The organism is Parvibaculum sp. (genome assembly GCF_045863935.1).
Taxonomy (GTDB): Bacteria; Pseudomonadota; Alphaproteobacteria; order Parvibaculales; family Parvibaculaceae; genus Parvibaculum.
The window spans coordinates 1-24303 of sequence record NZ_BTVP01000038.1; the positions used below are offsets into that span (position 1 = coordinate 1).

Annotated in this window: 30 protein-coding genes; 6 read left to right on the plus strand and 24 right to left on the minus strand. The window is 62.9% G+C overall.

Going from position 1 to position 24303, the window contains the following annotated elements:
* The coding region (locus ACKUUH_RS14110; RefSeq protein WP_407950552.1) for a hypothetical protein at positions 1-182 on the plus strand (182 nt) is incomplete at its 5' end.
* 39 nt (positions 183-221) lie between these two features.
* On the opposite strand, the gene ACKUUH_RS14115 is transcribed toward ACKUUH_RS14110, so the two are convergent.
* The 13 genes from ACKUUH_RS14115 to lgt all read right to left on the minus strand — a co-directional run bounded on the left by ACKUUH_RS14115 (position 222) and on the right by lgt (position 11078).
* Entirely contained in the window at positions 222-719 is a 498-nt protein-coding gene (locus ACKUUH_RS14115; RefSeq protein WP_407950553.1) for a glutathione peroxidase, read from the minus strand.
* 82 nt (positions 720-801) lie between these two features.
* A complete protein-coding gene (locus tag ACKUUH_RS14120; protein ID WP_407950554.1) occupies positions 802-1407 on the minus strand; it encodes a hypothetical protein in 606 nt (201 codons plus the stop codon).
* A 193-nt stretch (positions 1408-1600) separates the two neighbouring features.
* Complete coding sequence (locus ACKUUH_RS14125) at positions 1601-2278, minus strand: dienelactone hydrolase family protein (protein WP_407950555.1); 678 nt, start codon at positions 2276-2278, stop codon at positions 1601-1603.
* Between the two features lie 19 nt (positions 2279-2297).
* The gene (locus ACKUUH_RS14130; protein WP_407950556.1) at positions 2298-2783 is read right to left on the minus strand and encodes a MaoC family dehydratase; all 486 of its coding nucleotides are present in this window, start codon (positions 2781-2783) and stop codon (positions 2298-2300) included.
* A gap of 62 nt (positions 2784-2845) precedes the next feature.
* Entirely contained in the window at positions 2846-3316 is a 471-nt protein-coding gene (locus tag ACKUUH_RS14135) for a MaoC family dehydratase (RefSeq protein ID WP_407950557.1), read from the minus strand.
* A gap of 336 nt (positions 3317-3652) precedes the next feature.
* Positions 3653-4762, minus strand: coding sequence for a redox-regulated ATPase YchF (gene ychF, locus ACKUUH_RS14140; protein ID WP_407950558.1), 1110 nt, complete (start codon positions 4760-4762; stop codon positions 3653-3655).
* A 3-nt stretch (positions 4763-4765) separates the two neighbouring features.
* Complete coding sequence (gene pth, locus ACKUUH_RS14145; protein WP_407950559.1) at positions 4766-5395, minus strand: aminoacyl-tRNA hydrolase; 630 nt, start codon at positions 5393-5395, stop codon at positions 4766-4768.
* A 26-nt stretch (positions 5396-5421) separates the two neighbouring features.
* Positions 5422-6060 (minus strand): 50S ribosomal protein L25/general stress protein Ctc, encoded by a 639-nt coding sequence (locus ACKUUH_RS14150; protein WP_407950560.1) that lies wholly within the window; start codon positions 6058-6060, stop codon positions 5422-5424.
* Between the two features lie 136 nt (positions 6061-6196).
* On the minus strand, positions 6197-7132 hold the full coding sequence (locus ACKUUH_RS14155) for a ribose-phosphate pyrophosphokinase (RefSeq protein ID WP_407950561.1): 936 nt from the start codon (positions 7130-7132) through the stop codon (positions 6197-6199).
* Between the two features lie 183 nt (positions 7133-7315).
* The gene (locus ACKUUH_RS14160) at positions 7316-8299 is read right to left on the minus strand and encodes a hypothetical protein (protein ID WP_407950562.1); all 984 of its coding nucleotides are present in this window, start codon (positions 8297-8299) and stop codon (positions 7316-7318) included.
* A gap of 102 nt (positions 8300-8401) precedes the next feature.
* Positions 8402-9169, minus strand: a complete 768-nt coding sequence (gene pgeF / locus ACKUUH_RS14165; RefSeq protein ID WP_407950563.1) for a peptidoglycan editing factor PgeF — start codon at positions 9167-9169, stop codon at positions 8402-8404.
* An 11-nt stretch (positions 9170-9180) separates the two neighbouring features.
* The gene (locus ACKUUH_RS14170) at positions 9181-10257 is read right to left on the minus strand and encodes a class I SAM-dependent methyltransferase (RefSeq protein WP_407950564.1); all 1077 of its coding nucleotides are present in this window, start codon (positions 10255-10257) and stop codon (positions 9181-9183) included.
* Positions 10254-11078, minus strand: coding sequence for a prolipoprotein diacylglyceryl transferase (gene lgt / locus ACKUUH_RS14175; protein ID WP_407950565.1), 825 nt, complete (start codon positions 11076-11078; stop codon positions 10254-10256). Before lgt ends, ACKUUH_RS14170 begins: the two co-directional genes overlap by 4 nt.
* Positions 11079-11247: 169 nt before the next feature.
* Here lgt and ACKUUH_RS14180 point away from each other — a divergent pair, with 169 nt between their 5' ends.
* The 4 genes from ACKUUH_RS14180 (at position 11248) to ACKUUH_RS14195 (ending at position 13827) form a co-directional block, all read left to right on the plus strand.
* Entirely contained in the window at positions 11248-11592 is a 345-nt protein-coding gene (locus tag ACKUUH_RS14180) for an accessory factor UbiK family protein (RefSeq protein WP_407950566.1), read from the plus strand.
* Between the two features lie 179 nt (positions 11593-11771).
* Positions 11772-12281: a YbjN domain-containing protein gene (locus tag ACKUUH_RS14185; RefSeq protein WP_407950567.1), complete on the plus strand. Its 510-nt coding sequence runs from the start codon at positions 11772-11774 to the stop codon at positions 12279-12281.
* 45 nt (positions 12282-12326) lie between these two features.
* Positions 12327-13151 (plus strand): pyrroline-5-carboxylate reductase, encoded by an 825-nt coding sequence (proC, locus tag ACKUUH_RS14190; RefSeq protein WP_407950568.1) that lies wholly within the window; start codon positions 12327-12329, stop codon positions 13149-13151.
* Positions 13152-13206: 55 nt separating this feature from the next.
* A complete protein-coding gene (locus tag ACKUUH_RS14195; protein WP_407950569.1) occupies positions 13207-13827 on the plus strand; it encodes a TetR family transcriptional regulator in 621 nt (206 codons plus the stop codon).
* A 6-nt stretch (positions 13828-13833) separates the two neighbouring features.
* Here the strand turns inward: ACKUUH_RS14195 and ACKUUH_RS14200 are convergent, their stop codons facing one another.
* The 4 genes from ACKUUH_RS14200 to ACKUUH_RS14215 all read right to left on the minus strand — a co-directional run bounded on the left by ACKUUH_RS14200 (position 13834) and on the right by ACKUUH_RS14215 (position 16980).
* Positions 13834-14205 carry a nuclear transport factor 2 family protein gene (locus tag ACKUUH_RS14200; protein ID WP_407950570.1) on the minus strand — a complete coding sequence of 124 codons (372 nt, stop codon included), beginning with the start codon at positions 14203-14205 and terminating at the stop codon, positions 13834-13836.
* Positions 14206-14279: 74 nt separating this feature from the next.
* A complete protein-coding gene (locus ACKUUH_RS14205; RefSeq protein ID WP_407950571.1) occupies positions 14280-15683 on the minus strand; it encodes an ATP-binding protein in 1404 nt (467 codons plus the stop codon).
* 7 nt (positions 15684-15690) lie between these two features.
* Positions 15691-16425 carry a response regulator gene (locus ACKUUH_RS14210; protein ID WP_407950572.1) on the minus strand — a complete coding sequence of 245 codons (735 nt, stop codon included), beginning with the start codon at positions 16423-16425 and terminating at the stop codon, positions 15691-15693.
* 30 nt (positions 16426-16455) lie between these two features.
* Entirely contained in the window at positions 16456-16980 is a 525-nt protein-coding gene (locus ACKUUH_RS14215) for a MarR family winged helix-turn-helix transcriptional regulator (RefSeq protein WP_407950573.1), read from the minus strand.
* A gap of 227 nt (positions 16981-17207) precedes the next feature.
* Between ACKUUH_RS14215 and ACKUUH_RS14220 the strand changes: the two genes are divergently transcribed.
* Positions 17208-18110 carry a branched-chain amino acid aminotransferase gene (locus ACKUUH_RS14220; protein ID WP_407950574.1) on the plus strand — a complete coding sequence of 301 codons (903 nt, stop codon included), beginning with the start codon at positions 17208-17210 and terminating at the stop codon, positions 18108-18110.
* Positions 18111-18231: 121 nt separating this feature from the next.
* Here ACKUUH_RS14220 and moaE read toward each other — a convergent pair whose 3' ends face one another.
* The 7 genes from moaE to ACKUUH_RS14255 form a co-directional block, all read right to left on the minus strand.
* A complete protein-coding gene (gene moaE, locus ACKUUH_RS14225; RefSeq protein ID WP_407950575.1) occupies positions 18232-18678 on the minus strand; it encodes a molybdopterin synthase catalytic subunit MoaE in 447 nt (148 codons plus the stop codon).
* A 5-nt stretch (positions 18679-18683) separates the two neighbouring features.
* Positions 18684-18935, minus strand: coding sequence for a molybdopterin converting factor subunit 1 (gene moaD / locus ACKUUH_RS14230; protein WP_407950576.1), 252 nt, complete (start codon positions 18933-18935; stop codon positions 18684-18686).
* Positions 18932-19552: a CDP-diacylglycerol--glycerol-3-phosphate 3-phosphatidyltransferase gene (pgsA, locus tag ACKUUH_RS14235; protein WP_407950577.1), complete on the minus strand. Its 621-nt coding sequence runs from the start codon at positions 19550-19552 to the stop codon at positions 18932-18934. The genes moaD and pgsA overlap by 4 nt, the downstream gene beginning before the upstream one ends.
* A 77-nt stretch (positions 19553-19629) precedes the next feature.
* Positions 19630-21543 (minus strand): excinuclease ABC subunit UvrC, encoded by a 1914-nt coding sequence (gene uvrC / locus ACKUUH_RS14240; RefSeq protein ID WP_407950578.1) that lies wholly within the window; start codon positions 21541-21543, stop codon positions 19630-19632.
* Positions 21544-22032: 489 nt separating this feature from the next.
* On the minus strand, positions 22033-22440 hold the full coding sequence (gene folB / locus ACKUUH_RS14245; protein ID WP_407950579.1) for a dihydroneopterin aldolase: 408 nt from the start codon (positions 22438-22440) through the stop codon (positions 22033-22035).
* A 10-nt stretch (positions 22441-22450) separates the two neighbouring features.
* A complete protein-coding gene (locus ACKUUH_RS14250; protein ID WP_407950580.1) occupies positions 22451-23218 on the minus strand; it encodes an SDR family oxidoreductase in 768 nt (255 codons plus the stop codon).
* 10 nt (positions 23219-23228) lie between these two features.
* Positions 23229-24284 carry a calcium/sodium antiporter gene (locus ACKUUH_RS14255; protein ID WP_407950581.1) on the minus strand — a complete coding sequence of 352 codons (1056 nt, stop codon included), beginning with the start codon at positions 24282-24284 and terminating at the stop codon, positions 23229-23231.
* Positions 24285-24303: the final 19 nt, after the last annotated feature.

The following is a 24303-nucleotide window of genomic DNA, read 5'->3' on the forward strand; positions in this document are numbered from 1 at the left end:
AACAGGGAATCATCAATCAACGCCAGCCGCTACCCTCTTTTGCAGAGGAATCCCTTGAGGGAGGGTCAAACCGCTGCAAGCGGTTTGGGGCGGGGTCGCGGGAGAAATTCCAACTGCAACCGGCGCGCATTCGCCGTGGCGGCGCCGCGCCCCCGCCCCAAAATTCGCTGCGCAAATTTTGACCCTCCCTCAAGGGGAGGGTGGAAGGAAACCGGGAAAGCCTACTCCCCCAACGCCTTCTTCAGCGCCCGCTCCACCTTCGCCGAGCCCGGCGTGGTCGTGCTTGCGAACCAGTCCACCAGCTTCCCGTCGCGGCCGATCACATATTTGTAGAAGTTCCAGCGCGGTTTCGAGAGCAGGCCGCCTTGCGCGCCCAGCCACTTGAACAGCGGATGTGCGCCCGCGCCCGTCACATGCACCTTTTCCGTCAGCGGAAAGTCGACGCCGAAATTGATCTCGCAGAAATTCGCGATCTCCGCCGCGTTGCCCGGCTCCTGGTTCGCGAAATCGTTGGACGGCACGCCGAGCACCACGAGGCCCTCATCGGCGTATTTCCGCCAGATCGCCTCAAGCTCCTTGTATTGCGGCGTGAAGCCGCATTTCGACGCCGTGTTGACGATGAGGAGCGGCCGCCCGGCAAAATCCGAAAGCGGCATCGGTTCGCCCTTCAGGCTCGTGAAGGTGAAGTCCCAGGCGGTCTCTTCCGTCTTGCCGTTCATGTGGTCATCCTTCTTGCGATGTATCTCTTGGTGCTTCGACTTTCGTCGGGATGACAATTGATAAGCCAGCGGCTCCCTGCATCTATTTTCCTGACTTTCGGATTGCTTCCTGCTGCCGCGCACCGAATGCTTCAAGCTCTTCCGCTTTACCGTCGAAAAGCTCTGTCCAGATAATGTCGCAGCTTCCCGGCGACGAAAGTGGCGGTGCATCGGCCATGAAGATGTCTATGAGAAGGCCCTCAACGTTCCACCATGTGATCTTCCCGCGCAGTTCCGTTTCGCTGCCGGAAAATCCCTGGGATTCGGAAGGGGAACCGTAGACCTCACTGATTTCCTTCTTGGCTTGTTCGGCGATTGAACCGCAAGTCCCCGGGTGTGTGTGTTCCTCCCGCAGATAATAGTCGAACCTCATCTGCTTCAGCTGATCGTTCTCGAACACGAACATTCCGGTCGCTTGGGAGGACTCCATGGGAATGCCCCCGAACAATGTTCGGAAGGCTCCCGTGGTCCGGGGCTTCTCGCCTTCGCGCTCGTAGACGTCGAAGATATCGCCGCCATGCTCCTTCGCGGCAGCAACGGCTTCTTCCTCGCTCATGCCGAGCCGGAAAACCTCGTAGGGGTTGGCTGCGTGGGCCTCGCCCGCAGCAATGCAGGCAATGGCGAACAAGGCGGCAGCGAGAAGACGCATTCCATTCCCCCATATCGTCATTGCCGGGCCCTCCTTAATAATCAAGGAGGTCGGCAATCCAGAAGCCGCCGGAGGCGGCGTCTCTCTTCGCAAAACACTTTCTTCGACTGAGTTCGCCGACGCCCTATCCGTTCCTCATCCTGGCCCCCCGGGTCAAGCTCGGGGGTGACAAATAGGATGGGGACTGACCTCTTCAAGCCCCCTCGAACAGCGCCAGCGTCCGCTTCAGCGCGAGTTCCGCCGCAGCCTTGTCGTAATTGTTGCGGCGGTCGGAATTGAAGCCGTGGTCGGCGTCATAGACATAGACCTTCACTTCCGGATGCGCCTTCTCGATCGTGCGCACGTCCTCCAGCGGGATGCCCTTGTCCTTCTCGCCGAAGTGGCAAATGGTCGGGCATTTCGGGCTTTCATCGATGAACTGCTTGATTGCGCCGCCGTAATAGCAGGACGCTGCGTCGAGCCCGTTTGCACGGGTCGCGGCCACCCAGGCGACCGTGCCGCCATAGCAATAGCCGGTGATGAAGACCTTTTCGTTGCCGTCGGCGCGCAGCTTGTCGATGCACATCTGTGCGTCGAGCACCGTGTTCTCGTAAGGGTTGCCGGCGCGCAACGCCAGCGATGCCTGAATGTCTTCCTGGGAGTAGGTCGCCTGGAAGTCCTTCACCTGCCGGTCGTAAAGCTGCGGCGAGAGCACGTCATAGCCGCGTTCGGCATAGCCGTCGCAGAGATCCTTGATATGCGCGGTGACGCCGAAGATTTCCATGATCAGCACAAGGCCGCCTTTGCGCGTGCCTTCCGCCTTGACGTGGTAGCAGAGGATGCCGGCGCCGTCGCCGCTCTTCAGCGTGATTTCCTTGCCCTTGCGTGCCATCCCGTTTTTCCCTCTTTGTCTACTCGCCTCGCGGATGCCTCCGCTGGATCAGCCCCTGGCCGATGAAGCTCAGCACGGTTTCGCCGTTCTGGTTCGCGCCGCTATTGCGGCTCCGGATGATGCCCCATTGCGGCCGCGATTTCATTTCGATTTTCTCGATCACCGTTGACGAGTATGTGATCGTATCGCCCGCGCGTACCGGCGCCGGCCATTTCATGTCGAGAAAGCCGGGGGAGGGGCCGCCTGCCGGCGGCTTGCGGCCATCGGCGTCGAGCGGTTCGTCGCGGCCCTGCCGCGAGGCGATCATCAGCTTCATCCAGGTCGCCGTCGTGTGCCAGCCGCTTGCGGTCAAGCCGCCGAAGGGGCCGTGTCTCGCAGCTTCCGCATCGGTATGAAAATATTGCGGATCGTATTTCTTCGCGAAGGCGACGATTTCGTCCGCCGTGAACGTGTGGCTGCCCAGTTCCATGCGGCTGCCGATCTTTATGTCTTCGAACCAGGGCATCTGAGCATTTTCCGATCAAGTGGTTGCCGGTTGATCGCAGAAAATGCGACCACTCAAAAACTTTACTCCGCCTCCGCGCCGGGGTGACGGCGGCCATACATGGCCCAGCCTTCCATGGTCATCACGATTTCGTCCTTCTGGTTCAGCACCTCGGTGCGGAACTTCGTGAGGCCCATTTCCGGACGGCTCTTCGAGGCGCGCCGCTCCACGCATGTCCTCCGTAGACGGAGGACATCGTCCACATAAACGGGCTTCTTCCAGCGCACCTCGTCCACGCCCGGCGCGCCCAGCGAGGCGCTTTCGAGAATGTAACCGTCGCACATCATCCGCATTGCCATGGCGCAGGAGTGCCAGCCGCTCGCGCAGAGCCCACCGAGGATCGACTGTTTCGCCGCCTCCTCGTCGAGGTGGAAGGGCTGCGGGTCGAACTCGCTCGCGAATTCGAGGACTTCTTCTTTCGTCACGTGCTTGCGGCCGAATTCGACCGTTTCGCCGACGGGGAAATCTTCCCAGAAATATTTTGGCTCGCTCATGCGCCGGGTCCGATTTTTTGCTCTGTATACAAAATAATTGTCATGCCCGGACCTGATCCGGGCATCCAGGGGCCGGTGGCTCCGTGCGGGCGGCCCTGGATTGCCGGGTCAAGCCCGGCAATGACGAAAAAGGGGGGACAATTTTTATTCATCTTTCGTTCCCGTCCGCCGCCCGCCGTCAAACCGGGGATTGATTTTCTCCGGCGCGGCCGGCGAGGTCCATGTGACGTTTCGATGACATTTCGATGACAGTCGCTGCTCTTTATCCCCGTTTTCGCTCCCGGGAGAAACTTGTCCCCGTCCGCCGGAACTCGTGCCGTGATGGCCTCATGTTCCTCAATTTGCGAAGCGGAAATGCATCACATCGCCGTCATGAACCACGTAGTCCTTGCCCTCGAGACGCATCTTGCCCGCGTCCTTCGCGCCCTGTTCTCCGCCCAGCGATATGTAGTCGTCATAGGCGATCGTCTCTGCACGGATGAACCCCTTTTCGAAGTCCGTGTGGATGACGCCTGCGGCGGCGGGCGCGCGCGTGCCGCGCGTGATCGTCCATGCGCGCGTTTCCTTCGGTCCCACCGTGAAATAGGTGATGAGGTCGAGCAGCGTGTAGCCGACGCGGATGAGGCGCGACAGTCCGGGCTCGTGGAGCCCCAGCGTTTCGAGATATTCGTCGCGGTCGGCGGGCGGCAGTTGCGCCAGTTCCTCTTCGATGCGCGCGGAGATCACGACCCATTGCGCGCCCTCGGCCTTCGCCTTCTCTTCGACGAGCTTCGAATATTCGTTGCCCGTCGCGGCGGAAGCCTCGTCCACGTTGCAGACATAGAGCACGGGCTTCGAGGTGAGGAGGTTCAGGCCTTCCCACGCCTTCATGTCGTCGTCGGCGATCTTGTTTTCGGCGGTCGCGATGCGGGCGGGCTTTCCTTCGCGCAGATAGGCGAGCGCGATGTTCATCAGCTCGACCTGCTGCTTTGCATCCTTGTCGCCGCCCTTTGCCTTCTTCTCGTTCGCGACGACGCGTTTTTCGAGGCTGTCGAGATCGGCAAGCATCAGCTCCGTCTCGACGATTTCGGCGTCGGCCAGCGGATCGATGCGGTTCTCGACATGGGTGATGTCGTCATCGACAAAGCAGCGCAGCACATAGGCGACCGCGTCCACCTCGCGAATGTTCGCAAGGAACTGGTTGCCAAGGCCTTCGCCTTTCGATGCGCCCTTCACGAGGCCGGCGATGTCGACGAAGGTGAGCCGTGTCGGAATGATTTCCTTGCTCTTCGCGACGCTGCAGAGCTTGTCGAGGCGCGGGTCGGGTACTGCCACCTCGCCGACATTCGGTTCGATGGTGCAGAAGGGATAGTTCGCGGCCTGCGCGCTCGCCGTCTGCGTCAGCGCGTTGAAAAGCGTGGACTTGCCGACATTGGGCAGTCCAACGATGCCGCATTTGAAACCCATGATCTAACTCTCTCCGTCGCTGTCTTTTGTCTTCTGGTCTTTTGTCTTCTGCGTTTTTTCCGGCTCGGGATTGAGGGCCAGATGCACCTTGTTCGCGAATGTCGCGTCCTTGCCCTCGCCGAGAAGAGGGGCTGCGTCCGCGATGGCGTGGAGCATGGGCTCCACCCATGCCGCGTCCGCCTTCGCGAAGTCGCCCAGCACATGGCTCATCACGCGCTCCTTGATGCCCGGATGACCGATGCCGATCCGTACACGGCGGAAATCGGGGCCGATATGCGCGGCGATGGAGCGGATGCCGTTATGGCCTGCCGCGCCGCCGCCCGTCTTCATGCGGATCTTGCCGGCGTCGAGGTCGAGTTCGTCGTAGAAGACGACAACATCCGCGGGCGTCAGCTTGTAGAAGCGCATCGCCTCGCCGACGGCGCGTCCGCTTTCGTTCATGTAAGTCGTGGGCTTCAGCACGATCGCCTTCTCGCCGCCAAGCGTGCCTTCGCAGACCAAACCTTGAAAGCGCGCGCGGGGTGGCGAAAAGGAATGGCGGCGAACGATCTCGTCCGCCGCCATGAATCCGACATTGTGCCTGTTCCGTGCGTATTTCTCGCCCGGATTTCCAAGACCGACGAGCAGGATCATCGCCGCCTCCTTTCAGGCAGCGAGGGTCAATCTTCCTTTTCGGAAGACGACGCTTCGGCCTTTTCTTCCGCCTTGGCTTCGTTGTCCGCGGAGACGACGGCAGCCGGTGCTGCAATCGTCGCGATGGTGAAGTCGCGGTCCGTAATCGTCGGCGTCACCTTCGCCGGCAGCTTCACCGCCGAGATGTGGATCGAGTCGCCCATCTCGAATCCCGTGAGGTCGATGTCCAGCTGCTCCGGGATCGCATCGGCCGGGCAGTTGAGTTCGACTTCGTGGCGCACGATGTTCAGCACACCGCCGGCCTTGATGCCGGGAGACGCTTCGTGGTTGTGGAAGTGCACAGGCACGTCCACCACGATGGTTGCGTTCTTGCCGAGACGCAGGAAATCGACATGGATGATGAAGTCGCGTACCGGCTCGAATTGTACGTCGCGGGGAATGACGCGTTCCGTCTTGCCGCCGATTTCGACGTCGAGCACATGGCTCATGAAAGTTCCGGTCTGATAGAGTGCGGAAACTTCCTTGTAACCGATATGGATCAGTTCGGGGGTCTTCTTCTCGCCATAGATCACGGCGGGGACGCGGCCTTCGCGGCGGAGCGAACGGACAGCCCCCTTGCTGCCTTTCTCGCGCGCCTCGGCCTTGAGCGTCTGGGTCTCGGCCATAGCAAATTCTCCAATAAAAACAGGGCCTTAATGGCCCATGCGTGACCCGCAAGTCTCCTCCAGGGGTGTGGAAGTGCGGGATTGCGCGCCTTATAGCGCCTGGAGCGCCAAAACTCAACCGGTGGGGGAGGGGAGCCTAGTCGAAAAGGCTCGAAACCGAACGCTCCTCGGCAGTGCGGCGCATGGCTTCGCCGATCAGGGGGGCGATCGAGACGACGCGGATATTGTGGCTCACACGAACGGCTTCGGTCGCCTGGATCGAATCCGTGATCACGAGTTCCTTGAGCTTGGAGGCAGAAACGCGGGCGACGGCGCCGCCCGACAGCACGCCATGCGTCACGTAGGCGGAGACTTCCGTCGCGCCCGCTTTGAGGAGCGCATCGGCCGCGTTGCAAAGCGTGCCGGCGCTGTCGACGATGTCGTCGACGAGGATGCAGGAACGGCCCGATACATCGCCGATGATGTTCATGACTTCGGATTCGCCCGCCCGTTCGCGGCGCTTGTCGACGATGGCGAGGTCGGCGCCGATGCGCTTTGCGATGGCGCGGGCGCGAACGACGCCGCCGACGTCCGGCGAGACGACCATCACGCCGTTGCTCGTTTTGTAGTGCTGTTCGATGTCGCGGGTGAGCACCGGCGCGGCGAAGAGGTTGTCGGTCGGGATGTCGAAGAAGCCCTGGATCTGACCGGCATGGAGATCGAGCGTGAGGACGCGGTCCGCGCCTGCTGTCGTGACGAGATTGGCGACGAGCTTCGCGGAGATCGGCGTGCGGGCGCCGGGTTTCCGGTCTTGCCGCGCATAGCCGAAATAGGGGATCACGGCCGTGATGCGCCGTGCTGAGGCGCGGCGGAGAGCGTCCTGAATGATCAGGAGTTCCATCAGGTGGTCGTTCGCCGGATAGGAGGTCGACTGGATCACGAAGACGTCCTCGCCGCGGACGTTCTCCTGGATTTCCACAAAGACTTCCATGTCGGCGAAGCGGCGGACGACGGATTTCGTAAGGGGCAGGTTCAGATAGGCGGCAATCGCTTCGGCAAGCGCCCTGTTGGAATTGCCCGCTACGAGTTTCATTCCGAGACCCCTGCCATCACCTGAGATCCGCGCCGATGCGGCGGGAGCCCATGCCCCAATCTGAAATCGCCGCCCGGACATGACGATCCGGTGACGGCGCGAGCGCGTTTTAACAAGGGGTCCACCCCCTGTAAACATGCAACTCGCATCCGGATTTCGCGCGTCTTGTGCGTCCGGAGCGCGTTACGAGTTGGAGGCCACGGGGTAGGAGGCCCCTTGAAGGACCGATAAAATGCCCTCGGCCGCCGCTTCTGCGGCGGTTCGGGCCACCTCTTCCCATCGCCCGGCAATGCGCGCGGCGTCGAGCGCGTTGCGCTGCTCGATTTCGCCGAGAAGGCTGCCGTCTTCGGATTTCACGAGCCAGTGGATCGATACGTCCGTCAGTCCATCGGAGCGCGATGCGGTGACGACGCTGCCCTCGACACGATACTGCCCGTCCGGAATCCATGTTGCCGTTCTGATGCGGTATGAAAGGGTAGCGTCGAGTTCGCTTGCAAGGGCGCTCGCGCCATCTCCTGGAGCGGACGAGACCGACACGTTGAAACGGGTGGCAGGTTCCGCCACGGGTGCCGTTCCGGAAATGCTGCCGGTCACGATCGGATCGGCGTTGCCCTCCGCCATTGTTTCTTCTGCCGCGAAAGTGCCGGCGTACCAGCTTGCGATCCTGCCGGCCGTCGCCGCCGCGAAATGCCTGAGGTCTTCGGCGCCGACCGAATCCCACGCGCTGCCCGGGTTCCCCCGCTCCGGCAGCACTGCATCGTTCACCACACGTTGCAACCGTTCGCCCTTTTCGTTGCCAATGTCGATGACGGCGACGACATAGGTGCCATCCTCGCGTTCACCCGCGCCTATGGCGCCGGTTACGTCGAAGGCGGGTGCATTCTCGCCGCCTGCGGACAGGCTCATGCGAAGCGCTTCTTCCTTCAACATTTCCGAAAAAAGGCTGGCCCCGGTCGCCGGGACACCGTTCAGGGCAGACACTTCGACCTTCAATGCCGCAACCTGCTGCGTTTCGGCCTTCGGGGTGTCCTGCCGCGCCGGTTTGCCGGATGCAGTATCGTCCGCGCAGGCCGCCATGGCGAAAATGGCGATGGCGGTGCCGACGCGCAGCTTGCGTGCGCCCGCCTTCTGCCAGTTGCCGCTGGATGGCTCTTTCGCCGTTTGCACTGCCGATTGTCCCGCTACCCGCTGCCCCGTGGCGCGGCCTTGTCAGCGGCGAAGTTTAACGCGATTCGGGAAAAAGATGCCGCCGGTGTGACGTTCCGAGAATCAGTCCCGGAGCATCACGGCCGATATCTGGCGGCCATAGTCCGGTTCCTTGCGGTGTGTCGTGCGGCGATAGGAGAAGAACCGCTTCGGTTCCCTGTATGTGCAATGGCCCATTACGGCGATTGTGCCGATATCGGCCGCCTTGAGGCGCGCTTCGGCATAGCCGGGAAGATCGAACATGAAGTGCCCCTCGTTCGCGGAGGGCGCAAACCACCCGTCATTTGCGGCATCCGCCTTCATGAACTGGTCCCGGAAATCGGCGCTCACTTCATAGACATCCTTCGAGATGCAAGGGCCGATTGCGGCGACGATGCGGCTTCGCTCCGCTCCGAGACGGATCATTGCATCCACGGTTGCTTCCAGCACACCGCCGATCGCACCCTTCCAGCCGGCATGAGCGGCGCCGATCACATGGGCCTTCTCGTCGGCGAAAAGCACGGGCGCGCAGTCGGCGGTCAGGATGCCAAGAGCAATCCGGGGTTCGGCCGTCACCATGGCGTCCGCCTGCGGCGCGGTGTCGGGGGTCCAGGGTTCCGTCACCACCGCGACATCCGGACTGTGTACCTGATAGACCGTCAGCAGCTTCTCCGGTTCGGCGCCGAGTTTAAGCGCAACGCGGGCGCGGTTTTCGCGCACGCATTCGCTGTCGTCGTTCGAGCCGTACCCGCAATTGAGTGACGCATAAATATCCTTCGACACACCGCCTTCGCGCGTGAAGAAGCCGTGCCGAACCCGGGAAAGAACGTCGAAAGGCTTCGCCTTCAACATGCAAACTTCCTTCAAGCGAAACCGGCCGGCAGAGTGCTGCCGTGCGGCGTGATCCCCAGCACCTTGAAAAGGCTGCCCATCTCATGCGCGCCGGTCAACCTTTGCCGCGCTCGCTCGATGTCTTCTCTTTGCGAGGCCGTCGCATTGCGTGACAGCGCTTCCGCTCGTCCGTCGATGCCAAGCGCCGTCAGGAAGGCGCCCTGCTCGACGGGGCCATGCGCATCGGCCCCGCCCGCGCGGATTGCGTGAGCGAGCGTTTCGAAATCGACATGGGCGGTGATGTCGGCGGTGCCCGGCGCTTCGAAGGGATTGGCGTATTCGTGGTTCTTCACCGCCTGAAGTGTGTCGCCGGCGGCGCTTTTCGCGTGACCGTAGTCGATAACGAGAGCCGCTCCACCATGCGATGCTATGCGGGAGGCGATCTCTTCCGCGATGGCTGTGCTCGCGGGCGAGATTTCGGCAGTCTCGCCCTCGGCCGCATTGCGCATGGCTGCAGGAAGCGCGGCGTCGCTGACAAGTGGCACGGGCGCAAGCACCGGCACGAAGCCGCCGCTGTCGAGCCTGACATAGCGCTCGCACCAGCCTTGCCTCGTGCGCTGGTACTGCGTCACCGGCAGGGCGTCGAAGAATTCATTGGCGACGAGGAAGAGGGGCAGGGGCGGCAGAGTGGCGACGCTGTCGTGCCAGGTCGCATGCGGTATGCGGGCTTTCTGCGCTTCGCGGAGCACGGGGCTCGTTTCGACGAAATGAACCTCCGCCGCATCCCTCATGCCAGGAACGCTGCTGACTGCACGCAGGAGATCGGACATCAATGTGCCTCGCCCGGGACCGAGCTCGGCGATGGCGACGCGTTTCGGCGTGCCTTGCCTCAGCCATTGGTCGGCAAGCCAGAGACCGATCAACTCGCCGAACATCTGGCTGATTTCAGGGGCGGTCGTGAAATCGCCCTTCGCGCCCAGTGGGTCCCGCGTCATGTAATAGCCGTGATCGGGATGACCCAGGGCGAGCGCCATGAAGTGAGACAGGGGGATTGGTCCCGTCTCCTCGATCAGCCGGGCAATGTGCCGCGCGAGGGCGTTTTCCGTCATTTCCGCTTCGTTTTGGCGGCCGCGGCCTTCTGCGCGAAGTGCCACGCGAGCGCCGCGCCGGCGAGCGCCATCGGTATCGAGAGAGCCATGCCCATGGTGAACCAGCCGCCGAAGATGTAGCCGATCTGCTGATCGGGTTCCCGGAAAAACTCGACCGCTATGCGGGCGAGGCCATAGCCGCAGATGAAGGTGCCGGTTACGACACCGGGTTTCTTCAACGCATCGAAACGGTGGGTCAGCACCCTCAGCACGACGAAAAGAAGGATGCCTTCAAGGGCCGCTTCGTAGAGTTGGCTCGGATGGCGCGGCAGGGGGCCACCGGTCGGGAAGATGATGCCCCAGGGCGCGTCCGTCGCACGGCCCCACAGTTCCGCATTGATGAAGTTCGCAATGCGGCCGAAGAAGATACCGATCGGGACAGCGGCGCTGACGAGATCGAGCATCGACAGAAGCGGGATGTTGCGCGCGCGCGCGAAAAGAAACATCGCGACGAGAACACCGAAGGCGCCCCCATGAAAGCTCATGCCGCCCTGCCAGACGTAGAGGATTTCAAGCGGATGCGCGGCGAAGTAGGCTGGGTTGTAGACGAGGACATAGCCGATCCGTCCACCAAGGATGACGCCGAGCGCTGCCCAGAGGAGCGCATCGTCGGCGATGATGCGACTGATGGGCGAGGCGCCGTTCCAGAGCCGCGGTGTTTCCGCGAGCGCGATCACGTAGCGCCAGCCGAGGATCAGGCCCGCAATATAGGCAAGCGCGTACCAGCGGATGGCGAAGGGGCCAATCTCGATCAATACGGGGTCGATGTCGGGAAAGGGCATGTGGCTCCAGCCTTGGAACTCGGGAACATGTGCCCGGGTCGATGGCGCGCTAGTTTGGCTTCCGAACGGGTCCTGTCAAGGAAGGCGGCGCTCCGCCGCAGGCCGTGGGGTTCGCTTTTCGCGGGCGAGGCGCTATCTTCGTCGCTGAAGCCGCAAGCGGAGTATTCCCATGACCCAGACCCAGAACCGTATCTTCGACGAGCTCGGCCGTCTTTTCACCAATGCCGCTGGAGCGGCACAGGGTGTGCGCCAGGAGATCGAGACGGTTCTGCGTGGGCAGGCGGAACGGCTCATTTCCGACATGGACCTTGTGACGCGCGAAGAGTTCGAGGCCGTGCGTGCCATGGCCCAACTCGCGCGGGAAGAAAATGAGGCTCTGAAGGCACGCATCGACGCGCTTGAGGCCGCCAAAGCCCCCAAAGCCGCCGCCGCGAAGAAGGGCGCCCGGAAAATGGCCGATGACGACGATCCGACAGCGCCAGGCCCCGAGGGCGATACGTCGCCGCTGGGTTGAGCTTCCTGCTTTCCACAGATTCCCTGCGGTTTTCCACGGGTCCCTGCCCGCGAAGGGTTGCGTCGACTCAGCGCATCGGGCACGGTTGTCTGGTATTTCAGGGACGGGTTACCCACAAGATATAGGCCTGCAGGCGGTCTTCTCCTGCCGCAGAGAGTGGGGTCCGAGCGGGGTAAGGAATGTCAGGCACTGTTGCCGAGGCCGAGGCCGAGGAATTCGACGGCAATCCGCTAGATCTTCTCGAACAGGTCGCCGCCATTCGGGATTGGTTCTTCGAACGAAGCCATGAAGACGAACTCAATATCTGTGTTGCCGGTGAGTGGCGCGATTATCAGCTCTCGCTGAACTGGCGGAACGACCTTTCCGGCCTCCACATCGCCTGCACGCTCGATCTGCGCGTACCGCCGGAAAAGCGCCCCGTGGTGCGCCATCTGCTGACCCTGATCAACGAGCAGCTCTGGTCCGGCCATTTCGATATCTGGTCGGATGACGGTGTCGTTCTCTACCGCAACAGCCTGCTTCTGTGCGGCGGCGCTGCGGCGACGCCGGAACAGTGCGAGGCGCTTCTGCGGCTCGCCGTGGAGGCATGCGAGCGCTATTATCCGGCGCTGCAATTCGTCATGTGGGCGGGCAAGTCGGCCGAGGAAGCCATCACCGCCGCCATGTTCGAGACGCAGGGCTGCGCCTGAGGCGGCGCGCCTTTTCGACGGTTTCCGCAAGCGACGGTTTCAGACATGACATTTTCACTCGAACGTCCGCTCGTCCTTGTGGGCGCGGGCAAGATGGGCGGCGCGCTGCTTTCGGGCTGGCTTGCCAAAGGACTTTCACCTCAACTCGTGGAAGTGCGGGATCCGGCACCTTCGGCTGAGGTCGCGGCGCTTGCCGCAAAGGGGGTGTCGTTCAACGCCTCCGTGCAGGAAATCGCTGCGAAGCGACCCGCGCTCGTCCTTCTCGCGGTGAAGCCGCAATCGATGGGCGATATTCTTCCGGAACTTGCGCCGCTCGTCTCGGCGGACACGGTCTTTCTTTCGATCGCAGCGGGGATCGGGCTTCATCGGCTGGAGGATCTGCTCGGCGCAGAGGTTCGCGCCATTCGCGCCATGCCGAATACACCGGCCGCGATCGGCCGGGGAATTACGGTCGCCTATGCCAATGCGCGTGTGACGGCGGAGCAGAAGGAACTCGCGGACCGTCTTCTCGCCGCTGTTGGGGAAGTTGGATGGGTCGAGAGCGAGGGGCTGATCGACGCCGTGACGGCCGTGTCGGGCAGCGGTCCGGCCTATGTCTTCTACATGGTCGAATGTCTCGCCGCAGCGGGCGAAGCGCTGGGGCTCGATGCAACGCTCGCCATGAAGCTTGCGCGGGCGACGGTGAGCGGTTCGGGCGAGATGCTTCACCGGATGAATGAACCCGCCTCCGAACTCCGGGCCAATGTCACATCGCCCGGCGGCACGACTGCTGCGGCGCTCGACGTGCTGATGGGCGAGGGTGGCTTGTCGCCGTTGATGCGGCGTGCCGCGCTGGCTGCGCGGGATCGGGCGAGGGCGCTCGGCAAGTAGGAGCCCTCGCCAGAGGCCGCGCGACTGCCTATGCTTTCTTCATAGGAGAAAGAAGATGGCACGCAAGCTTGATCCGGAAGAGAAAATGGTCAATGCGGCGCTGAGGCTTGCGGCCTCGCGTGGCTGGAGCGGGCTGTCGCTTGCCGATATTGCGAAAGCGGCGAAGGTCAGTCTCTCCGAATTGTCGAAGAGCTTCTCCTCCAAGGCCCAAATTCTTGCGGCCTATGGACGCCGGATCGACGCAAAGGTTCTGCAGGATGTTTCGGCGGAAGACATGTCCGGTGAGGTGGCGCGCGACCGTCTCTTCGATGTGCTGATGATGCGTTTTGACGCGCTTTCGGAGGACAAGGCGGCGTTGAAGCGCATTGCCGCCGATATGCGCCGCGATCCTCTAGCGGGCGCGCCGCTTGCGAGGCCGCTCCTTCAGTCGATGGGCTGGATGCTGGAAGCAGCCGGCATCGATTCCTCCGGCATTGCAGGCGCGGTGCGCGTGCGCGGCCTTGCGCTGGTGTGGGGCGCGGCTTTTCGTGTCTGGCTCGACGATGGCGAGGACCAGTCGAAGACCATGGCCGAACTCGATCGGCGCCTTCGCGAAGGTTCGGAACTGCTCGAACGCCTGTCCCGGTTCGATCCCCGGAGACGCAGGGAAGCATCGGACGAGGAAAAGGCTGCGTGATGGCTTTCAGAAGTGGAAGACGCGGCAGGCGGTGATCTTCTCTCCCCGCCACTCGATAATTTCGACGACGCGCTTCCGGCCCGCTTCATCGCCGTTCACCACCCGCCAGTATTCGATCGAAGCCCGGCCGCCATCCGCCGTTTCCTCCACGATCACGTTCAGAAGGTCTGCCCGGAAGCTCTTGATCTGGCTGGCGGCGGCGGAAGCGTAAGCACGGATTTCATCCACTCCCTTCAGCGTGCCGTCGGCACGGTTCATTCGCGCCACGACGACCTCGCTCATATGCGTTGCCTCCTCCGTATAGAGGCTCGCCACCCGCTCGGGGTCGAGACTCTGCCAGGCGGCCTGCCACGCAGCGACGATTGCGGGCACTTCCATGCTGTTTTCTCCCTGCCAGTCTGTCCGCGAGGCTAGCCCGAGCGGCAGATAAAGGGCAATAATATTGACCTAAATTACACAGGCAGGTGAATGATCGCCCGAAGGCCGCCCATGGGGCTGCGGGAAAGGGTGATGTCGCCTCCATGGCCGCGGGCGATGTCGCGCGCGATGGCAAGGCCAAGGCCCGTGCCGCCGGTGTCGAGATTTCGCGCCGCATCCAGGCGGTAGAAGGGACGGAACACTTCTTCGAGTTGATCCTCGGGAATGCCCTGACCGTCATCGTCCACGAGAATGTCGATGCTGCCGCCCTCGTCGCTGTCGGCATCGCGGATCGCGGTTACCCAGACGTGCTTTGCATATTTGCCTGCGTTGTCGATGACATTGGTGAGGCAGCGTTTGAAGGCGTTGCGGCGGAGCGGCAGGGTGAGATCGCCGTGCAGATCGAGCCGTACATCGTGTCCCTTGCGAAGGCTGTCGTCGCGCACCTCCTCAATGAGTTCGCCGAGGTCGGTCTCCTCGGATGCCTCGCCCTGATGCCCGCGCGCGAATTCGAGATAGTCGTCGAGCATACGCTCCATCTCCGCGACATCGGCGCGGAGATCGGCCAGCTCGGCACTTTCGCCAAGCATGGCGAGTTGCAGTTTGAATCGCGTGAGAGGCGTGCGCAGATCATGGCTGACGCCGGCGAGCATGGCCGTGCGCTGCTCGATCTGCCGCTGGATGCGCGCGCGCATCTCCATGAAGGCATTGGCGGCCCGGCGGACTTCCGACGCACCCTGAGGACGGTAGTTCGGAATGTCGCGTCCCATGCCGAAGGATTCCGCCGCTTCCGCGAGTTTTTCGATCGGACGGATCTGGTTCCTGAGAAAAAGCAGAGCGACGATGATCAGAACGATGGATGTGCCGAACATCCACACAAGGAAGATGTGCGAGTTCGAAGCGTAGACATGCGAGGCAGGCGTGAGAACGCGCATCACGCCGCCGTCATAGGCAATTCTCATGTCCACATAGTCGGTATAATTCGCCGTGTTTATCCAGAATGGACGGGCGACGCGGCGGCGCAGTTCGTCATTGAGCGAGTCCGCGAGCAGACCTGCAGTTGACGAGGGTGCTTCGGGAAGGTCCTCGCCGTCCAGGAAAGCCACCGGCAAGCCGAGGGATTGGCTCGCACGCGCGGAAATTCGGGCCGCGCGTTCGGGCGTCGGATTTTCCTGATATTCATTCAGGAGGAGCGCCACTTCCGCCACGGTTTTCGCGGAAAGCCGCTCCGTCACGAGCGCCCAGTGGCGTTCGAGGAAGACATAGGTGACGACGAATTGCAGCAGCACCATCGGGGCGACAATGATGATGAGCGAACGCCAGTAAAGGCCACGCGGCATCGCCTTCTTGAGAAGCTGAAAGGGGTGAAGGCCGCGCAATAACGCGGTCTGGCGCGGAGGTGTCGCGCCGGCATGTTCACCTGTGTCGGCTTCCATCATCTCTGCATCAGTCCGGCATGAGCGCATAGCCTTCGCCACGCACCGTTTGCAGGTAAAGCGGGTTCTTTGGGTCGGCTTCGAGTTTTCGCCTCAACCGGTTGATTTGCACGTCGATCGAACGCTCTGCCGCCTCATTGTCGCAGAGGTCGAGGCGCGAGAGGGGTTTGCCGGGATTGGCCGCGAAGATGCGCATGAGCTGCACCTCGCGCGTGGTCAGGCGGATCTGACGGTCGCCGCTCCAGAGCTCGCCGCGCGTGACATTGAAGCGGCATGGACCCAACGAAATCTCATCGTGCTTGCGCGCTCCCGGCGCTTGCGCGCGGCGCAGGATCGTTCCGATCCGCAGCAGGAGCTCGCGCGGCTCGAATGGCTTTGCGAGATAGTCGTCGACGCCGCGTTCGAGGCCATCGATACGGTCGCTCGCCTCACCACGCGCCGTGAGCATGAGAATAGGCACGTTCGATGTGCGGCGAAGGTCGCGCGTGAGATCGAGGCCGCTCTCGCCTGGCATCATTACGTCCATGACGATGAGGTCGAAAGCCATGCCTGCGAGACGCGCTCTCGCTTCGGCGGCATGTTCGGCCGCCGTCACGCGGTAGCCGCTGTCCGAAAGATACCGCTTGAGCAGCTCGCGAATACGCCGGTCGTCGTCGACGATCAGAATATGCGGCGCGTCGTCGGCGGGCGGTGTCTTTCCACTCTCCGTCCGGTTGGCCGTTGCGATGTCGTCGGCATGTGCCATTCGTTCTCCGCTGGCGTTTTTCGCCGGGTGTCAGCGCTGTTCGACAGGCGCCATGGTGATCCGGTGTTCGACCTCCGCCCGGTCTTCGTCGTTTACGAGCCCAAGCAAGACCTCGCGCCAGGCGTCCTCTGCACCCGGTCCCGCCTTTTCGAGTGCGGCGGCGACACGCGCGCGCTGGGGCGCGGCGAGACGCTCCTCAAGTTCGCGGCCGGACGCCGTCAGATAAAGAAGCCGCTGGCGACGGTCCTGCTTGCCGGTTTCCTGCACCACGAAACCGCGCTCGATCAACTGTTTCAGTACGCGGGCGAGGCTCTGTTTGGTGATCCGCAGAATGTTCAGCAGTTCCGCCACGGTGATGCCCGGGTTGCGGCCAACGAAATGGACGACGCGGTGATGCGCGCGGCCGAAGCCATACTCGTCGAGGAGTTCGTCGGGGTCGCTGATGAAGTCCCTGTAGGCAAAGAACAGAAGTTCGATTGCCTCAGTCAGCCGGTCACCTGCGGTGGAAAGGCGGTCGGCCAGGGGCTTTCCAGGATGTTTGGCGGGTACTACCATTTTATGTCAGCCATGTTGACATATTTTCCGCTGAGTGCTACCTGTTACAAACTGCATGAGACAGAATGGGCGTCCAGGACGGGCAGGTCGAATCTGCCAACCAATATAAAGGATGTTCGCCCGAGAAGGCTGTCTCCGGCAAATCTCCCGTGAAGCGGGGCCGACGGGCTAAGGGACGCCAGATGGCGTATCCGGCGCCCACGGAAATACACCAGGAAATCAGGGTCATGGCAGACATTCCCTTCGACAAACGCGACGGCTTCATCTGGTTCAACGGGGAGCTTCTTCCCTGGGCGGACGCCAAGGTGCATGTGCTGACCCACGGTCTGCACTATGCAAGCTGCGTATTCGAAGGCTGCCGCGCCTATAATGGCGAAATCTTCAAGCTGCGCGAACATTCCGAGCGCCTGATCAATTCGGCCGATATTCTCGGATTCAAGATTCCCTATTCGGTCGAGGAGATCGACGAGGCCTGCCGCGTGGCGCTCAAGGCGCAGAATCTGACCGACGGATATGTGCGTCCTGTCGCCTGGCGCGGCAGCGAGGCGATGGGCGTCTCGGCGCAGAAGAACCGGATCAACCTCGCCGTGGCGGCTTGGGAATGGCCCTCCTATTTCGATCCCGAACAGCGCAAGAAGGGTATTCGCCTCGACATCGCGCAGTACAAGCGTCCCTCGCCCGAGACAGCGCCTTCCCACGCGAAGGCGGCGGGCCTCTACATGATCTGCACGATCTCGAAGCATGCGGCCGAGGACAAGGGTTATGCCGACGCGCTGATGTACGACTATCGCGGCTATGTCGCGGAAGCCACGGGCGCCAACATCTTCTTCGTCAAGGACGGCGTCATTCACACGCCGAAGCCCGACTGTTTTCTCGACGGCATCACGCGCCAGACAGTGATCGGACTTGCGAAGACACGCGGTTACGAAATCGTCGAGCGCCATATCATGCCCGACGAGCTGCCGAGTTTTTCGGAATGCTTCATCACGGGCACGGCTGCGGAAGTGACGCCGGTGGGCGAGATCGGACCGCACAAGTTCATGCCTGGCGAGATCACGTTGAACCTGCATGAGGACTATGTCGCCGCAGTGCATGCGCACCAGACGCAGGCAAAGGCCGTCAACGGCTGAGGCAATTCGGGGCGGCCTTCGGGCCGCCCTTTTTGTGTGCGGAAGAGAAGTCCGTGGACGGATCAACTGACGAAAAACGGGGATAAAACACCCCGACTGTCATTGAAATGTCACAAAAACGTCACGCTTTCCATTTCGCCGCCGCCGCGCCGTCGCTCTCGCGGGCATCGACCCAGCGGGCTTCGCCGCCGGTATCCTCGCGCTTCCAGAAGGGCGCGCGGGTCTTCAAGTAATCCATCAAAAAGGACGCCGCCTCGAAGGCCGCCTGCCGGTGCGCGGAGGCGGCGACGACAAGAACAATGTTATCCCCGGGCTGAAGTTTGCCGACGCGGTGAATAACGAGACTCGCTTGCAGGGGCCAGCGCCCGTTCGCTTCGCGCTCGATGCGGGCGAGCTCCTTTTCGGTCATGCCGGGATAGTGTTCGAGTTCCATGGAGGCGACGGAACCGCCATTGGCATCGCGGACAAGGCCGGAGAAGGTGATGACCGCGCCGATATCGGTGCGGCCCGCCGTCAACGCGGCAACCTCGGCACCGATGTCGAAATCTTCGGTCTGCACGCGGATCATGAAACTCAGCCGCCCGTGACCGGCGGGAAGAAGGCGATCTCGGCGGCGCCTGCTACGGGCGTGTCGAGGCCGCCATGTTCCTGATCGACGGCGCAGCGAATGACCGAAAGATCGGAAAAGGCCGCTTCGTATCCTTCCCCGCGCGTCCTGAGCCATGAGATGAGGCCCGAAACGTCGCGCACGTCGCCCGGCAGCGTCACGTTTTCTTCCGCGACACCGGCTTTCTGTCTGACCCAGGCGAAATAAAGCAGCTTCACGTCCGTCCTTCCCGTTCGGTGGCCGCCGCCGACGGTGCCGCCGGGCGGTGTTCCGGCTTGCTGTCGCCGAGGTGCTGCACGCCAGCGCGGAAATAGTCGATGCCTGTGTAGATCGTGAGGACCGCGGCCGCCCAGAGCAGAGTGATGCCGGCTTCGGTCGTGCCGGGCACGATCCTGTCGGCAGCGGGACCGGCGAGGAGAAAACCCAGCGCGACCATCTGGATGGTCGTTTTCCATTTCGCGAGCTGGGTCACGGGGACGCTGACGCGCAGCTCCGCCAGGAATTCGCGCAGGCCGGAGACGAGAATCTCGCGGCAGAGAATGATGATCGCGGCCCACAGGGAAAATCCGGCGATGACGCCCTGCCATGTGAGGGCGATCAGCACGACGGCGACCAGCAGCTTGTCGGCAATGGGATCGAGCATCCGGCCGAGATTGGATTGCTGCTCCCATGCGCGTGCGAGATAGCCGTCGAAAAAATCCGTGATGGCCGCGACGATGAAGAGCCCGAGCGCGACCCAATGCGACGTATAGCCGGGGATGTAGAAGCACAGCACGATGGCGGGAACCAGCGCGATGCGGAAGTAAGTCAGCAGATTGGGCAGGTTGGTCGCCATGTGCAGTCCGCTCCGATGTGATCGCGCCAGCTTAACATCACCTGCCGACATGTCGCGAGGGGGAGAGCAGAATTCCTTCAGGGTGAACCGTCCGGATTTCCGTGAAAGTGATCATAAACGGCACGCGCCACCCTGGCGCTGATACCGTCCACGGCTTCGAGATCGGAAAGGCCCGCGCGGGCGACGGCGCGGGCGGAGCCGAAATGCTGTAACAGGGCGCGTTTGCGGCCCGGGCCGATGCCGGGCACCTCGTCGAGCGGGTTGACGCCGATTGCCTTGGAGCGGCGCGCGCGGTGGCTGCCGATCGCATAGCGATGCGCCTCGTCGCGCAGGCGCTGGAGGTAGTAGAGGACGGGATTGCGCGGCTCCATCATGAAGTCCTGCCGTTCCGCCATGAAGAAGCGCTCGCGGCCCGCATCGCGTTCCGGTCCCTTGGCGACGCCGACCGCCATGACATTGCCGATGCCGAGTTCCGCCAGAACATCGAGCGCGACCTTCAACTGCCCGGCGCCGCCGTCGATGAGAATGAGGTCGGGCCAGAGCGTTTCGCTGTCCGTGGCGCTCTCGCTTTCCTTGAGAAGACGGGTGAAGCGGCGCGTCAGCACCTCGCGCATCATGGCGTAGTCGTCGCCCGGCTCGATGTCCTCGCCCTTGATGTTGAACTTCCGGTACTGGTTTTTCATGAAGCCCTCGGGCCCCGCGACGATCATGCCGCCGACGGGCTTGGTGCCCGAGATATGGCTGTTGTCGTAGACCTCGATACGGCGGGGTGGCTGTTCGAGGCCGAAAACCTCGGCGACACCTTCGAGGAGCTTGCGCTGCGTCGAGCTTTCGGCGAGGCGGCGGCCGAGCGCCTCGCGCGCATTGGTGAGGGCGTGATCGACAAGTTCGCGTTTCTCGCCGCGCCGGGGCCTGCCGACGGCGACTTTCCGTCCGCCCCTGATGGTGAGGGCCTCGGCGAGGAGGGCCTGGCCCGGCACCTCGTGGCTCAGCAGCACCATGCGGGGCGGCGGGCGGTCTTCGTAGAACTGGGCGAGGAAGGCATCGAGCACTTCTTCCGTCGACAGTTCCTTGTCGTGGCGCGGGAAGTAGGCGCGGTTGCCCCAGTTCTGGCCGGCACGGAAGAAGAAGACCTGCACACAGGTCTGCCCGCCCTCCGACCAGGCGGCGAAGACATCGGCTTCGGTCACGGTGCGGGGGTTGATGCCCTGATGCTGCTGGATCTGGGTGAGCGCCCTGATGCGGTCGCGATAGATCGCGGCGCGCTCGAAGTCGAGATCGGCAGAGGCCTTGTCCATCAGCTCGACAAGCTGTTGCTGCGTCTTGCGGCTGCGCCCCTTGAGGAAGGCGCCCGCCTCGGCGACGAGTTCCGCATAACCCTTTTCGTCGATCTCGCCCGTGCAGGGGGCACTGCAGCGCTTGATCTGGAAGAGGAGGCAGGGGCGCGTGCGGCTTTCGAAGACGCTGTCGGAACAGGAGCGCAGCAGGAAGGCCCTTTGCAGGGCGTTGAGCGTTGCCGTCACCGCGCCGGCGCTTGCGAAGGGACCGAAATAGTCGCCCGGACGCGAGCGGGAACCGCGATGTTTCACGACCTGGGGAAAGGCGTGATCTCCCGTCAGCAGGATATAGGGGAACGACTTGTCGTCCCGCATGAGCACGTTGTAGCGCGGCTTCAGCCGCTTGATGAGGTTGGCTTCGAGCAGCAGGGCGTCGGTCTCGGTCGCCGTGGAGATGAACTCCATCTGCGCGGTCGAGGCGATCATGCGGGCGATGCGGTTGGAATGGCCGCCGAGCTTGGCATAGCTCGCGACCCGCTTCTTCAGGCTGCGCGCCTTGCCGACATAGAGAAGCTCGCCCTTGGCGTCGTACATGCGATAGACGCCCGGGCTGTCGGGCAGGAGTTTCACCTTTTCCGCGATCAGGACGGCGCCGGAGGACGCCGGGGCGGGCGTCTCCTGGCCGGAATCGGTTGTCTGGTCGTTGTCGCTCATGTGGCCTGTATAACACCGCCCGGTTTCCTTTGGCGCGGGGTCCGGCGCCGCGAAACCCGCAGATTTCAGCGGATTTGCCGACCCTCCAGACCCCCACCCCAAAAATCGCTGCTTCCCGGCTATTTTTGGGCCTCCCCGCAAGGGGGAGGCAGGACGGACGGCGCGGGGATGAAGGGAGGCGGAAACATCCCTCCAGACCTGTGGATAAGTTTGTTGACAGAGTTGGGGCTGGAACCGGCTCCGCACTGTCAACGTCTTGTAATAATTAAGATATGTGACGCCGCCGGAAAACCCGTCCCATTTTAAAGCATTGAAATATATGGGTTTTTCTGACCTATGGTATTCGCCGTTTCACTTAACGAGATGAACGGTGGAGTCTCGCCGAACCGGTTTCACCTGCGTGCGCTGCTGTGTACAAACCCTCCGTGTGCGGCATTTGAAATCCCCAAACCGTTGATTCCATTGCCGCTTTCTGGAGAGATTGCAGCGTCAGGAATGATGGCGCACGCGCTCGATCTCGACGCCCACGCTGGCGGCCTCGGAAATGGCGGCGAGCTTCTCCACCCGGACGCGCGCCACGCGTACCCGTTCGTCCTCGAGACAGGAACCGGCGATCCGCTCGGCAAGGCTTTCGACGAGGTTCAGATGGCCCTCGGCGACGATGGATTTGATGCGGTCCACCACGGTCGCATAGCAGACGACGTTGTCGAGGCTGTCGCCATGCACGGCTTCCGCCACGGTGAGGTCGATATTGACGCGGACCGGCTGGGTGCCGCCCTTTTCGTGCTTGTAGACGCCAATATGCGCATCGAGCAGGAGGTCGCGCACGAAAACGTGGCGGATGGCCCGTTCGGCATTCGCGATCTTCAGGGGGGTTACGTTTTCCGGTTGGCTCATGCCGAGAGTTCTACTCCGAAATACCGATCACGTCCGGCGTTTCCCAGGCGAGGTGCTGGCCGCCGTCGAGCGCGATCATCTGCCCGGTCATGGCGGGCGAGGCGAGAATAAACCGAAGCGCGGTGCAAATCTCCTCCGGCGTGGTGCCGCGCCCGAGAATGGTGGCGCGCGTCTGGCGCTCGAAATCCGCCGCTGACTGGCGCGCATTCGCAAGCGTCGGGCCGGGGCCGATGCCATTGACGCGGATGCGGGGCGCGAGCGAGCGGGCCATGACCTGCGTCATGTCCCAGAGCGCCATCTTGCTGATGGTGTAGGAAAAGAAGCGCGGCGTGGGCGCCCAGACGCGCTGGTCGATGATGTTGACGATGTTGCCCTCGACGCCGGCGGGAAGCTGCGCCGCGAAGGCCTGGGCCAGAAAGGCTGGTGCGCGCAGATTGACGTCCATGTGTTCGCGCCAGGAGGCCGCGGTCATGGTGGCGGCTTCGTCGGGCTTGAATTCCGAGGCGTTGTTGACGAGGAGGGAGAGGGGGCCGAGCGCCTTCACGGCATCGGGCACGAGGGAGGCCGTCGCTTCCTCGTCCGCGAGGTCGGCCTTGAGGACGACGGCGCGCGCGCCTTTGGCCTCGATTTCGCGCAGGACTTCGCGGGCGTCATCGTCCGCACGGTCATGGCGGATGCAGAGCGCGACGGACCATCCGTCCTCGGCCAGCGCAAGGGCCATGGAACGCCCGATGCGGCGGGCGGCTCCCGTTACCAGTGCGGTCTTCGGTTCGCTCAAATCGCTTCTCTCACAATGCGTCGGGCAGGTGGCCCATGGCGAACATGGCATAGAGATAGGCGCCATAGCCCGCAAGGAAGAAGACACTGGCGCCGCGCCCGACCTTTCCGCCCGTCATGGCGAAAGGCAGGAGCACGACCACCGCCGCAAGCATCACCCAGAGATGGAAGGTCAGAAAGTCCGGTGAAACGGGCAGCGGCCCGATGAGCGCGGTTACGCCGAGAATGGCGAGAATGTTCATGATGTTGCTGCCGATGATGTTGCCCACGACCACATCGTCGTTGCGGCGGAAGACCGCCATGACGGAGGTCGCAAGCTCCGGCAGCGAGGTGCCGACGGCGATGAGGGAGAGGCCGATCACCGCGTCCGATACGCCGAAGACCTGCGCGATCTCGGTGCCGCCGTCGACGACGAGGCGGGCGCCGATGGGCAAGCCGATGATGCCGATGAGGAGCTGCACGGCGATGGCGCGGCGCGAGAGGTTCGAGGGGTGGATGTCGCCATGCGGGAGTTCGTGGGTGTCGACGTCCCCTGCGAGGAAGGCATCGTCCGGCGCGGCTTCCGCCGGGATGAGGCCGGTGTCCGCGGCTGCGAGGGGCGGCGGCGTGTGCGGGTTCATCCGCGCGTCCCAGCCCGAATAAACGAGATAGGCCGTGAGGAGCGCGAGCAGCAGGATGCCCTGCCAGAAACCGAGCGGGCCGACGAAGCAAAGCACGATCAGCAGCACGCTCGCCGCCATCATGATGAGCATGTTGTGCGGGACCGTGCGGCCGGTGCAGGCGATCGGCATGATGAGGGCGGGCAGGCCGAGAATGAGCAGGATGTTCGCGATGTTGCTGCCGACGACGTTGCCGATGGCGATGCCCGGCGATCCGGCGAGGGCGGCGCGCACCGAGACGAGGAGTTCGGGCGCCGAGGTGCCGAAGGCGACGATGGTGAGCGCGATCAGCAGCGGAGAGAGACCGTATCGCGCAGCGAGGGAGGCGGCGCCGCGAACGAGGAAGTCGCCGCAGACGATGAGGATGACGAGGCCACCCGTCAGATAGACGTAGGACATGTCAGGCATCGGCGACCCCGGAAACGGC

Bases quoted from the DNA above. Each gene is read 5' to 3' on its own strand.
- ACKUUH_RS14115 (WP_407950553.1), bottom strand. From the start codon at position 719: ATGAACGGCAAGACGGAAGAGACCGCCTGGGACTTCACCTTCACGAGC.
- ACKUUH_RS14120 (WP_407950554.1), bottom strand. From the start codon at position 1,407: ATGCGTCTTCTCGCTGCCGCCTTGTTCGCCATTGCCTGCATTGCTGCG.
- ACKUUH_RS14125 (WP_407950555.1), bottom strand. From the start codon at position 2,278: ATGGCACGCAAGGGCAAGGAAATCACGCTGAAGAGCGGCGACGGCGCC.
- ACKUUH_RS14130 (WP_407950556.1), bottom strand. From the start codon at position 2,783: ATGCCCTGGTTCGAAGACATAAAGATCGGCAGCCGCATGGAACTGGGC.
- ACKUUH_RS14135 (WP_407950557.1), bottom strand. From the start codon at position 3,316: ATGAGCGAGCCAAAATATTTCTGGGAAGATTTCCCCGTCGGCGAAACG.
- ychF (WP_407950558.1), bottom strand. From the start codon at position 4,762: ATGGGTTTCAAATGCGGCATCGTTGGACTGCCCAATGTCGGCAAGTCC.
- pth (WP_407950559.1), bottom strand. From the start codon at position 5,395: ATGATCCTGCTCGTCGGTCTTGGAAATCCGGGCGAGAAATACGCACGG.
- ACKUUH_RS14150 (WP_407950560.1), bottom strand. From the start codon at position 6,060: ATGGCCGAGACCCAGACGCTCAAGGCCGAGGCGCGCGAGAAAGGCAGC.
- ACKUUH_RS14155 (WP_407950561.1), bottom strand. From the start codon at position 7,132: ATGAAACTCGTAGCGGGCAATTCCAACAGGGCGCTTGCCGAAGCGATT.
- pgeF (WP_407950563.1), bottom strand. From the start codon at position 9,169: ATGTTGAAGGCGAAGCCTTTCGACGTTCTTTCCCGGGTTCGGCACGGC.
- ACKUUH_RS14170 (WP_407950564.1), bottom strand. From the start codon at position 10,257: ATGACGGAAAACGCCCTCGCGCGGCACATTGCCCGGCTGATCGAGGAG.
- lgt (WP_407950565.1), bottom strand. From the start codon at position 11,078: ATGCCCTTTCCCGACATCGACCCCGTATTGATCGAGATTGGCCCCTTC.
- ACKUUH_RS14180 (WP_407950566.1), top strand. From the start codon at position 11,248: ATGACCCAGACCCAGAACCGTATCTTCGACGAGCTCGGCCGTCTTTTC.
- ACKUUH_RS14185 (WP_407950567.1), top strand. From the start codon at position 11,772: ATGTCAGGCACTGTTGCCGAGGCCGAGGCCGAGGAATTCGACGGCAAT.
- proC (WP_407950568.1), top strand. From the start codon at position 12,327: ATGACATTTTCACTCGAACGTCCGCTCGTCCTTGTGGGCGCGGGCAAG.
- ACKUUH_RS14195 (WP_407950569.1), top strand. From the start codon at position 13,207: ATGGCACGCAAGCTTGATCCGGAAGAGAAAATGGTCAATGCGGCGCTG.
- ACKUUH_RS14200 (WP_407950570.1), bottom strand. From the start codon at position 14,205: ATGGAAGTGCCCGCAATCGTCGCTGCGTGGCAGGCCGCCTGGCAGAGT.
- ACKUUH_RS14205 (WP_407950571.1), bottom strand. From the start codon at position 15,683: ATGATGGAAGCCGACACAGGTGAACATGCCGGCGCGACACCTCCGCGC.
- ACKUUH_RS14210 (WP_407950572.1), bottom strand. From the start codon at position 16,425: ATGGCACATGCCGACGACATCGCAACGGCCAACCGGACGGAGAGTGGA.
- ACKUUH_RS14215 (WP_407950573.1), bottom strand. From the start codon at position 16,980: ATGGTAGTACCCGCCAAACATCCTGGAAAGCCCCTGGCCGACCGCCTT.
- ACKUUH_RS14220 (WP_407950574.1), top strand. From the start codon at position 17,208: ATGGCAGACATTCCCTTCGACAAACGCGACGGCTTCATCTGGTTCAAC.
- moaE (WP_407950575.1), bottom strand. From the start codon at position 18,678: ATGATCCGCGTGCAGACCGAAGATTTCGACATCGGTGCCGAGGTTGCC.
- pgsA (WP_407950577.1), bottom strand. From the start codon at position 19,552: ATGGCGACCAACCTGCCCAATCTGCTGACTTACTTCCGCATCGCGCTG.
- uvrC (WP_407950578.1), bottom strand. From the start codon at position 21,543: ATGAGCGACAACGACCAGACAACCGATTCCGGCCAGGAGACGCCCGCC.
- folB (WP_407950579.1), bottom strand. From the start codon at position 22,440: ATGAGCCAACCGGAAAACGTAACCCCCCTGAAGATCGCGAATGCCGAA.
- ACKUUH_RS14255 (WP_407950581.1), bottom strand. From the start codon at position 24,284: ATGCCTGACATGTCCTACGTCTATCTGACGGGTGGCCTCGTCATCCTC.